The 10,034-nt window shown below is 70.1% G+C and carries 8 protein-coding genes and 1 pseudogene; 2 read left to right on the forward strand and 7 right to left on the reverse strand.

Annotated elements, in window-relative coordinates; genetic code table 11:
* Positions 1–240 (reverse strand): Asp-tRNA(Asn)/Glu-tRNA(Gln) amidotransferase subunit GatC (gatC, locus tag MFF30_RS24385; RefSeq protein WP_238282779.1); only part of this gene is annotated, 240 nt, incomplete at its 3' end.
* Positions 241–373: 133 nt separating this feature from the next.
* A complete protein-coding gene (locus MFF30_RS24390; RefSeq protein WP_238282780.1) occupies positions 374–547 on the reverse strand; it encodes a hypothetical protein in 174 nt (57 codons plus the stop codon).
* 113 nt (positions 548–660) lie between these two features.
* Between MFF30_RS24390 and MFF30_RS24395 the strand changes: the two genes are divergently transcribed.
* Positions 661–1,206 carry an SMI1/KNR4 family protein gene (locus MFF30_RS24395; RefSeq protein WP_238282781.1) on the forward strand — a complete coding sequence of 182 codons (546 nt, stop codon included), beginning with the start codon at positions 661–663 and terminating at the stop codon, positions 1,204–1,206.
* Between the two features lie 118 nt (positions 1,207–1,324).
* On the forward strand, positions 1,325–1,825 hold the full coding sequence (gene ruvX / locus MFF30_RS24400; protein WP_238282783.1) for a Holliday junction resolvase RuvX: 501 nt from the start codon (positions 1,325–1,327) through the stop codon (positions 1,823–1,825).
* Positions 1,826–1,838: 13 nt separating this feature from the next.
* Here the strand turns inward: ruvX and MFF30_RS26035 are convergent, their stop codons facing one another.
* The 5 genes and pseudogenes from MFF30_RS26035 to acnA all read right to left on the reverse strand — a co-directional run bounded on the left by MFF30_RS26035 (position 1,839) and on the right by acnA (position 9,748).
* A complete protein-coding gene (locus MFF30_RS26035) occupies positions 1,839–3,581 on the reverse strand; it encodes a flagellin N-terminal helical domain-containing protein (RefSeq protein ID WP_283205933.1) in 1,743 nt (580 codons plus the stop codon).
* 102 nt (positions 3,582–3,683) lie between these two features.
* Positions 3,684–4,877 (reverse strand): annotated as a pseudogene (gene dprA, locus MFF30_RS24415) (DNA-processing protein DprA).
* Between the two features lie 34 nt (positions 4,878–4,911).
* Positions 4,912–5,520 carry a glycerol-3-phosphate 1-O-acyltransferase PlsY gene (gene plsY, locus MFF30_RS24420; RefSeq protein ID WP_373321004.1) on the reverse strand — a complete coding sequence of 203 codons (609 nt, stop codon included), beginning with the start codon at positions 5,518–5,520 and terminating at the stop codon, positions 4,912–4,914.
* Positions 5,517–6,824: a dihydroorotase gene (locus MFF30_RS24425; RefSeq protein WP_238282786.1), complete on the reverse strand. Its 1,308-nt coding sequence runs from the start codon at positions 6,822–6,824 to the stop codon at positions 5,517–5,519. Before MFF30_RS24425 ends, plsY begins: the two co-directional genes overlap by 4 nt.
* Before the next feature lie 224 nt (positions 6,825–7,048).
* Positions 7,049–9,748: an aconitate hydratase AcnA gene (acnA, locus tag MFF30_RS24430; protein WP_238282782.1), complete on the reverse strand. Its 2,700-nt coding sequence runs from the start codon at positions 9,746–9,748 to the stop codon at positions 7,049–7,051.
* Between the last annotated feature and the right edge of the window lie 286 nt (positions 9,749–10,034).

Genomic DNA, 10,034 nt, shown 5'->3' on the forward strand with positions numbered 1-10,034 from the left:
CGCGTTGGCCACGATGGCGTCGGCCTTGGCCCCGTCGGTGACTACGTCGGCCCGCTTCTTCATCGCCATCGGGGTGACCGAGGTCATGGGCTCGACCCCCGTCACGTCGACGGCACCGAGTTGCTCGACGAAGGCCAGGATCGCGTTGAGTTCACCCTGCAGGGGGGCGACCTCGTCCTCGCTCACCGCGATGCGCGCCAGGTGCGCGATGCGCCTCACCGTCGTTGCGTCGACCGACATGCTGTCTTCAGTTCCTCGGGCACCCATCCGGAGCCCAGCGGGGTTGGCGGGCGATGGGGCGATGCGCCGGGCTATAGCACCCGCCCTCGCGCGCTCGCAACGCCGGTCGGCCTTTCGGGCGGGCCGGCGAAACTCAGGCGATGCGGTGGTGCGCGACGGCAGGCACCTCGATGAGGATCCCGGTCTGCCGCGACCGCAGGTCCGCCTGCTGGAAGCCGACGAACAGGATCTCGCAGGCCAGCGCCAGCATCAGCTTGTGCCGCAGCGGCATCTTGCGGCGCGGGGGGCGGGAATCGGGCGGGCTCATGCGGACGACATCCGAGACGTTAACGAACGATTAACGATGCTCTGGCCGATGGGGTCCGCGCAAGGGTAAGGATACGCTTCGTTAGCGTTAACGGCCCGGAGGGAGCGATTCAGATGTGGGAGACGGTCTTCGAGCCCTGCGCGCCGGGCCCCCTCGCGGGGACGGCCGACCTCGAGCGCGCCGAGACCGAGCTCGGCTTCGCGCTGCCGGAAAGCTACCGCGCCTTCTGCCGGACCCTCGGGGCCGGGCTCGCGAACGGGCATTTCCGCGTGGCGATCCCGGGCGCGGATCCGGAAACCGACCTCGTGGGACGCTCGGAGTTGATCGCCCACAGCATCGCGGCGGTGCTGGAGGGGCGCGAGGGACACCGCTTCGAGGTGGAGGGCGACGACCCGAGCGTGATCGAGCGCGCCTGCTTCTTCGGCCAGACGGAGGCCGGCGAGTTCCTGTTCTGGGACGTGGTGCCGGGGCGCGACGAGTACGAGATCTGGGTGCTGGGCGCCGACCTCGAATCGATCCGCTTCGGGGGCGCCGACCTCGTCGACCTCATGCGGCGCAGCCGAGGCCCGGCGGTGCGCGGCATCCTCGGCATGGGTGCCGAGCCCCTGCCCGCTTCCTTCGTGGGTGACGGTACCGCGGGCTCGGCCGGGCTGCACTGACGGGACGCGGCCCGTCCTCGGCCCCTTGGTCAGCCCCTTGCCGGCGCCCCTTGCCGGCTCGGTGCGGATCGCGCAGGAGGAGCGCCTTCAGGGGACGGACCACGGGAGCGGGGTGGACATGGACGAGGCCGAGATGCGGGCCTTCGCGGAGGTGTCGCGGGGCGGCCCCCGCCTGATCGGGATCGATCTCGGCACGAAGACGATCGGTCTCGCCCTGTCGGATGTCGGCCGCCAGATCGCTTCGCCCCTGGAGACGATCCGGCGGGTCAAGTTCACCCCCGACGTGGCGCGTCTGCGGACCCTGTGCGAGATGCACGGTGTCGGCGGCCTCGTCATCGGCCTGCCCCTGAACATGGACGGCAGCGAGGGCGTGCGGGTCCAGTCGACCCGCTCCTTCGTGCGCAACATGAAGCCGCTGCTGCCCCTGCCCGTCCTCTACTGCGACGAGCGCCTTTCCACCGCCGCCGTCACCCGCGCGCTGATCGCGGCGGACGCCTCGCGCGCCAAGCGCGGCGAGGTGGTGGACATGCTGGCCGCCGCCTACATCCTCCAGGGCTGCCTGGACCAGATGCGGCGCGCCCTCGGCGAGGCGGCGGAGGACGACGAGGGCGAAGACTGATCCGCGATCCCGTTCAGCGGAACAGCGAGAGGACGCCCGCCGAGGCGCCGTTGGCGATGCCGAGGGCCTGGACGGCCAGCTGCTGCTGGGTCTGGAGGGCCTTCAGCTTGGTCGACTCCTCCTCCACGTCGGCGTCCACCAGGATGCCGATGGTCCGGTCGTTGGCCTTCATCAGCGTGTCGACGAAGGCCTTCTGGCCGTCGATCTGGGTCTTGTTGGCGCCGAGCTTCGTGCCGGCGTTGGTGACGCTGGCGATGGCCTTGTCCACCTGCGTGATCAGGGCCGACAGGGTCGCGTCGCCGGCGGTGCCGGCGAGGTTCGCGATATTGATCGTGCCGATGGACACGCCCGCGGGGTTGGTGGTGTCGAGGATGCCCTTGGTCATGGTCGTCACCGCATCGCTGCCGTAGACCGAGATGCGTGCGCTGCCGTTGAGCCCCGTGGCGCCGAGGCCGGTCTGACCGTTGGTGAAGCCGAAGGCTGCCGTGTCGGGGCCCGTGATCGTCGCGCTGCCTGTGGGGCCGCCGCTCGCCCCGAGGAGAATGAGGCGGTCGGGTGCGTTCTCCGGGCCGGAGAGGCTGAACGCGAGGGGGCTGCCCTGCGCCGCCAGGCTGGCATTGAGAAGGTTGCGGATCTCCGTGATGCTGACAGCCGCTGGGTTCGCCGGGGCCGGCAGGCTGGCAGCGGTCAGGGTGACCGTCTGGCTCGTGGCGCCGTCGCTCACCGTGATCGATTTCGTCGCGGCGCCCGACAGGTCGATGGGCACGTAGGGCGCCGCCGCGACCGCCGGCCGGTAGAGGGCGGTGCCGCCGTTCGCTCCCAGACCGAGGTCGAGCCAGGTGCCGCCCGCGGTCCCCGACAGGATGTTCAGGGCGGAGCCGGCGCCGGTCGCCGTCGTCTCGAAGCGGAGCCTGCCCCCGTCGTCGAGGGATGCGGTCACGTTGCCTCGCAGGGAGGACGAGGCCGCGATCTGATTGTTGAGGGCGCTCACCACCTCGTCGGTCGTCACCTTGGCGAGGTCCTTGACGGCGGCGGCGAGGTTCGACCGGTTCAGCACCAGTGTGCCGATGCCGGCCGAACCGGTGAGCCGGATCGCGACCTCGTTGGTCCCGCTGAAATCCGCCGTGCCGCCGGGGGCGAAGCCGGGCGAGCCGGCCAGGGCCATCTGCGCCGTCTGACGCGCGCCGGAGGCCGGCCGGGTCACGCTGGCGCCGCCGGAATCGTAGAGCCGGATCGCCGCGACGTCGATGTCGACCCGCGAGAACGTCACCGCTCCGGTCCTGTCGCGGGAGAACCCGGCGACCACGCTCTGCGTCGACCGATAGGCCGTGTTGGTGGGCGAGGAATCCGTGGCGAGCCAGTTCTGTCCGCTCGCCGTGGAAGAGCTGGCGGTGGCCTTCATCTTGTCCTGGATCGCGGCGATCTCGGTCTGCACCTTGGCCCGGTCGACGCCCGGCTGGAGGGCGGTCTGGAGCTTGGCACGCAGGTTCTGGAGATCCGACAGGACGCTGGTGAGACCGTTATAGGCGGTGTCCACCGCCGAGGCCCCGAGGCCGAGGGAATCCTTGATCGACCCGAGCGCGGCGTTGTCCGTGCGAACGCTGGTGGCGATCGACCAATAGGCCGCGTTGTCGGCGCTGTCCGTGACGCGCTGGCCGGTGGACACACGCTTGCTCGTGACGTCCAGCTGCTGGTTGATCGCCTTCAGCGTCGTCAGCGCCGTCAGGGCGGCGTTGTTGGTCAGCAGGCTGGTCACGGAGCGCGCATCCTCTGGGGCGGCTTGTCGGCCACCGTCCCGTCTTGGTTAACGCCCGGGTCTCAAGACACCGTTAAGGATGACGAGACCTTGCCTCGGCCGTCAGCCGAGCAGGGACACCGTCCCGCTGCCGTGCCGCTCGATGCGGCCGTCGAGTTCGAGTTCGAGCAGCGTGGTCTGGACGACGCGGACGCTGAGGCCGGCGGCCCGCGCGAGCTCGTCGGTCCCGATCGGCGTCGGGCTGAGAAAGCCGATCAGGCGGGCCCGGTCGTCCGCCGGTTCGGCCGTCTCCGGAGCCTCGGGCAAGAGGGGCGGCACGGGGCCGTCGACGTCGAGTTCGTCTCAGAAGATCGATCCCTCCGCGAGGTCCGGACGATCGAGGGCCAGGGTGTCCGCCCCCTGTTCGAAGCCGCCCCCTTGCTTCCGGGTGCCCTCCTCCAACAGCGGCGCGATCGCCTTCGTGACGTGAGCCACCTCCGCAACCAGGGTCGCGCCCTGGCGGATCAGGTCGTTGGTGCCCTCCGCGCGCGGGTCGAGGGGGGAGCCCGGCACGGCGAAGACCTCGCGCCCTTGCTCCAGGGCGAAGCGGGCGGTGATGAGCGAGCCCGAGCGGCGGGCGGCCTCCACCACCACGGTCCCGTAGGCCAACCCCGAGATGATGCGGTTGCGCCGGGGAAAGTCGCGCCCGCGCGGTTCCCAGCCCATCGGCATCTCGGCGAGGACGGCGCCGCCGGCCTCCAGGATCGCCTCCACCAGGGCGGCGTGATTGGCCGGGTAGATCCGGTCCTGTCCCCCCGCCAGCACCGCCGCCGTGCCGGGCTCCAGGGCGGCCCGGTGGGCGCGGGCATCGATGCCGCGTGCCAGCCCCGAGACCACGACGAGGCCCGCCTCCCCGAGCCCACGGGCGAGGCGCTCGGTGAAGGCGAGTCCGGCGGCGGAGGCGTTGCGCGAGCCGACGATGGCGATGGCGGGCCGGTTTAGGATCGCGGCCTCGCCCCGGATGGCGATGAGCGGCGGCGCCGAATCGGCGGCCTGCAGCAGTTTCGGGTAGTCCCCCTCCCCGAGCGCGACGAGGCGGGCGCCGAGGCGGGCGGCGGCGGCGATCTCGTCTTCCGCCTCCGCCCGGCTCGGCGGGGTGATGCGCCGGCCGCTGCGGCCGGTGAGCGTCGGCAGGGCCTCCAGGGCGGCGCCGGCCCCGCCGAAGCGGTTGATGAGGGTTCGAAACGTACGCGGGCCGACCCCCTCGCTGCGGATCAGACGCAGCCAGTCGAGGCGCTGGCCATCGGTGAGCTGCATTCGCCCTCCCCCCTCTGGAGCGGGCGCCCGGGCCTCAGCCCTTCTGCCCGATGCGCCCCTCGGTCCCGTCGATGAGCCGACGGATGTTGGGCGCGTGCTTCCACCATAGCAGGGCGGCGAGCAGGAGAAACAAAATTGCAACCGAAGGCTGTCCCAGCGCCCAAAGGACCAGGGGCGTCAGGGCCGAGGCCGCCAGGGCTGCGAGGGAGGAGTATTTCAGCGTGAAGGCGAGGCCGAGCCAGATGGCCGCGAAGGCCAGAAGGCCGGGCGGGCTCAGAGCGAGCAGCACGCCCAGGAAGGTCGCCACCCCCTTGCCACCCTTGAACCCGAGCCAGACCGGAAACAGGTGCCCGAGGAAGGCGCCGAGGCCGGCCACGAGGGCGGTCTCGGTTCCGAAACGGCCGGCGATCAGAACCGCGAACGTGCCCTTCAGCGCGTCGCCCAGCAGGGTGGCGACCGCGAGGCCCTTGCGGCCGGTGCGCAGCACGTTGGTGGCGCCGATGTTGCCCGAGCCGATCGCCCGCACGTCGCCGAGGCCGGCGAAGCGGGTCAGGATCAGCCCGAACGGGATCGAGCCGAGGAGGTAGCCCCCCGCCAGCGACGCCAGCAGGAGGGGCCAGGGCAGTGCGTCGAGGGCGATCACGCGGCGGCCTCGCTCTCGGCAGGCGCGCGGAACACGATGCGTCCCGCCACCATCGTGAGGATCGCAGCCCCCTGCAGGCGGGCTTCGTCGAAGGGCGAATTCTTCGAACGGGACTTCAAGGCGCGCTTGTCGAGGACGTAGGGCAGGTCGGGATCGATCAGCACGAGGTCGGCGGCGGCTCCGGCCGCGAGGCGACCGGCCCGGCGCCCGAGAAGATCCGCCGGGCTGGCGGTGAGGGCCGCGAGCAGGCGCGGCAGGCTGATATCGCCGGTATGGACCAGCCGGAGGGCGGCGCCCAGCAGCGTCTCGATGCCCAGCGCCCCGTCGGCGGCCTCGGCGAAGGGCAGGCGCTTGGTCTCGACGTCCTGCGGGTTGTGGTCGGAGACGATGACGTCGATCACGCCTTCGTTGAGGGCCGCCACCAGGGCGAGCCGGTCGGTCTCGTGGCGCAGCGGCGGCGAGAGCCGGCAGAAGGTGCGGTAATGGCCGATGTCGCCCTCGTTGAGCACCAGGTTGTTCACCGAGGCGCCGCAGGTGACGGGCAGGCCATCCGCCTTGGCGCGGCGCACGATCTCGACCGAATCGGCGCAGGAGATCATCGCCGCGTGGTAGCGGGCGCCGGTGAGGCGCACGAGGCGGATGTCGCGCTCCAGCATCACGGTCTCGGCCTCGCGCGGGATGCCGAGGAGGCCGAGGCGGGAGGCCATCTCGCCCTCGTTCATCACGCCGTCGCCGACGAGATCCGGCTCCTCCACGTGCTGCATCAGCAGGGCGCCGAAGTCGCGGGCATAGGTCATCGCCCGCCGCATCACCTGGGCGTTGCGCACCGCCTTGAGGCCATCCGTGAAGGCGACCGCCCCGGCTTCCTGAAGCAGGCCGAACTCGGTCATTTCGTGACCTGCCAGTCCCTTGGTGATGGCGGCGGCCGGAAGGACGTTGACGCACGCGGTGTCCCGCGCCCGGCGCAGGACGAAATCGACGATGGCCGGCCCGTCGATGACCGGGTTGGTGTCCGGCATGCAGACCAGGGTGGTGACGCCCCCGGCGGCGGCGGCGGCGCTGGCGCTGGCCAGGGTCTCACGATGCTCGGCCCCGGGCTCGCCCACGAAGGCGCGCAGATCGATGAGGCCGGGGCTGAGGACGTGGCCGCCGCAATCGATGGTCTCGGCCTCGTCCGGCACCCCGGCGAGCGGGCTCCAGCCGACATCATGAATGAGCCCGTCGCGCACGAGGACGTGGCCGGGTGCCTGCCGGCCCGTGGCCGGATCGCAGAGCGTGGCGTTGGTCAGGAGGATGGGGCGCATGCTCATCGCCCTGTTCCCACAGAGGGGAAAGGGTTCAGACGCGGCGCGGCCGGGACGCGGTCAATGGAGAAGCGAGTCACCTGAGAACCCTTGCACGGTCGCGGTTTCGGGCATTGCCCCGCGTTTCCACCGGGTGCGGCTTGGCGTCAAGCGTACACGCCGGAACGAGAAAGGCCCCGCCCTTTCGGGCGAGGCCTGTTCCACGATCGGGTGAGACGGGCGCGTTACGCCGCCAGCGAGCGCAGGACGTAGGGCAGGATGCCGCCGTTGCGGAAGTACTCGAGCTCGTCGAGGGTATCGATGCGGCAGGTCAGCGGGACCTCCCGCTTGGTACCGTCCGCGGAGGTGATCTCGGCGATCATGGTCTGGCGCGGCTTCAGGTCGCCCGACAGGCCCCGGATCGAGACCGTCTCGTCACCCTTGAGACCCAGCGAGGCCCACGAGGTCTCGCCCTGGAAGACCAGGGGCACGATGCCCATGCCGACGAGGTTCGAGCGGTGGATGCGCTCGAAGCTCTCGGCCACCACGGCGCGGATGCCGAGGAGCTTGGTGCCCTTGGCCGCCCAGTCGCGCGACGAGCCGGTGCCGTACTCCTTGCCGGCGAAGACCACGAGCGGCGTGCCCTCGGCCTGATACTTCTGCGCGGCGTCATAGATGAACATCCGCTCGCCCGAGGGCTGGAACAGGGTCCAGCCGCCCTCGACCACGTTGCCGGACTCGTCGCGGACCATCTGGTTCTTGATGCGGATGTTGGCGAAGGTGCCGCGCATCATGACTTCGTGGTTGCCGCGCCGGGTGCCGTACTGGTTGAAGTCCTGCACCCGGACCTGGTGCTCCTGCAGGTAGGCGCCTGCCGGAGAGTTCGCCCGGATGTTGCCCGCCGGCGAGATGTGGTCGGTGGTGATCGAGTCGAGGAACAGGCCGAGGATACGGGCATCGACCACGTCCTCCACCGGGGCGGGGGTCTTCTGCATGCCCTCGAAGTAGGGCGGGTTCTGCACGTAGGTGGAGGTCGAATCCCACTTGAAGGTCTCGGCCTCGGTGACCTCGACGGCCTTCCAGTAATCGTCGCCGCCGAACACGTCGGCGTAGCGGGACTTGAACAGGGTCGAGGTGATGTTGGCCTCGATGAACTCCTGGACCTCGGCGGACGACGGCCAGATGTCCTTCAGGTAGACGGGCTGGCCGTCCGAGCCGGTGCCCAGCGGCTCGGTGGTGATGTCGATCTGCATCGAGCCGGCGAGCGCGTAGGCGACCACCAGCGGCGGCGAAGCAAGGTAGTTCGCCCGGACATCCGGGTTCACGCGGCCCTCGAAGTTGCGGTTGCCCGAGAGCACGGCGGCGGCCACGACGTCGTTGTCGTTGATCGCCTTCGAGATCGGGGCCGGCAGCGGACCGGAATTGCCGATGCAGGTGGTGCAGCCGAAGCCGACGAGATTGAAGCCGAGCGCGTCGAGGGGCGCCTGCAGGCCGGCGCTCTCGAGGTACTCGGCCACCACCTGGGAGCCGGGCGCGAGCGAGGTCTTCACCCAGGGCTTGGAGCGCAGACCCTTGGCGACCGCGTTGCGGGCGAGGAGCCCGGCGCCGATCATCACGCTCGGATTCGAGGTGTTGGTGCAGCTCGTGATGGCGGCGATCACCACGTCGCCGTGGCCGATGTCGAAGTTCGCGCCCTCCACGGGATAGCGCTTGGCGATGTCGGCGGCCTTCTTGAACTCGGTCTCCATGGACTGCGCGAAGCCGGGCTTGGCGCCGTCGAGAAGCACCCGGTCCTGCGGGCGCTTGGGGCCGGCGAGCGAGGGGCGCACGTCGCCCATGTCGAGTTCGAGCGTGTCGGTGAAGACGGGATCGGGGGTCTGGGCATCGCGCCACATGCCCTGCGCCTTGGCGTAGGCCTCGACCAGGGCGATCCGGTCGTCGGCGCGGCCGGTGACGGTGAGGAAGTCGATGGTCTTCTGGTCGATGGGGAAGAAGCCGCAGGTGGCGCCGTATTCGGGAGCCATGTTGGAGATCGTGGCGCGGTCGGCCACCGCCATGTCGTCGAGGCCGGGGCCGTAGAACTCCACGAACTTGCCGACCACGCCCTTCTTGCGCAGCATCTGGGTGACGGTGAGCACGAGGTCGGTGGCCGTGGTGCCCTCGGGCAGCTTGCCCGACAGCTTGAAACCGACGACCTCGGGGATCAGCATCGAGAGCGGCTGGCCGAGCATCGCGGCCTCGGCCTCGATGCCGCCGACGCCCCAGCCGAGCACGGCCAAGCCGTTGACCATGGTGGTGTGCGAATCGGTGCCGACGAGGCTGTCCGGATAGGCGAGCTCGGTGCCGTCTTCCGACTTCGTCCAGACCGTCTGCGACAGGTATTCCAGGTTCACCTGGTGGCAGATGCCGGTGCCGGGCGGCACGACGGAGAAGTTATCGAAGGCCGACTGGCCCCACTTCAGGAAGGTGTAGCGCTCGCCGTTGCGCGAGTATTCCAGCGCGACGTTGTCGGCCAGCGCCTTCGGGGTGCCGAACTCGTCGACGATGACCGAGTGGTCGATCACGAGGTCGACCGGCACCAGCGGGTTGATCTTCTGCGGGTCGCCGCCCAGCGCCACCATGGCGTCGCGCATCGCGGCGAGGTCGACGACGGCGGGCACGCCCGTGAAATCCTGCATCAGCACGCGGGAAGGGCGGAAGGCGATCTCGGTCTCGGTCTTGCCCTTGTTGCCGAGCCAGGCGACGGTGGCCGAGATTTCGTCCTTCTTGACCGAGCGGTCGTCCTCGAAGCGCAGCAGATTCTCGAGCAGCACCTTCATGGAGAAGGGCAGCGCGGTGGCGTCGGCGAGGCCCGCCTTCTCGGCATGTGGGATCGAGTAGTAGGTGTAGGACTTGTCTCCGACGGTGAGGGTCTGGCGAGACTGGAAGCTGTCGATCGATGCCACGGCGTTATAATTCCTCGCGAGCGGTTGGTCGAACACGCGCAGGCATAACCTGCGCCACGAAAACACGTGTTCGGCTGGGAGCGCTATGAAGCGCGCGCCGCCCCGGGGGTGCCCGGATGAGGATGATGCGCGAAGGGCGATTTGGACGCCCTGAAACTCGCGCGGCGCAGCCTGGGCGCGTTATAGAACACTTCGAAACTGGCCGCTACCGGTGGCCTGACAGCGCGTGGGATCTGTTCGGTCGGACCGTCGTAAGCGGGGGGACGCGCCGGGCTCAGGCCGCACG

This window comes from Methylobacterium goesingense (genome assembly GCF_022179225.1).
Taxonomy (GTDB): Bacteria; Pseudomonadota; Alphaproteobacteria; order Rhizobiales; family Beijerinckiaceae; genus Methylobacterium; species Methylobacterium goesingense.